The sequence below is a fragment of the Bradyrhizobium sp. Ken01 genome (assembly GCF_055807355.1).
Genome location: NZ_JBVVPC010000324.1, coordinates 1 through 230, shown reverse-complemented (window position 1 = coordinate 230; position 230 = coordinate 1). Strand labels below are relative to the sequence as shown.

Here is a 230-nt window from a genome sequence, read left to right as displayed (position 1 = left end):
CGAAACGAAGGACGCGGCGACCGTGGCGTCGATCCACATGCCGCATTTGCCCTGCTGGAACAGCGCCAGGTTTTCGTTGAAGCCGTTGGAGGAAGCCCCCTCGGGGCCGTCGGCCTTCATCAGGTCGACATAGAACTGCAACGTGTTCTTCCATTCCGGCTGATCGAACTGCGGCTTCCAGTTCTCGTCGAACCAGCGGGCGCCGAAGGAGTTCGACATGGCGGTCAGGA

General features: G+C 61.3%; 1 protein-coding gene. It reads right to left on the bottom strand.

Features of this window, described 5'->3' with window-relative positions; all coding sequences use genetic code 11:
• Window positions 1–230 (bottom strand): extracellular solute-binding protein (locus tag AC0L3S_RS39820; RefSeq protein ID WP_473285468.1); only part of this gene is annotated, 230 nt, incomplete at both ends.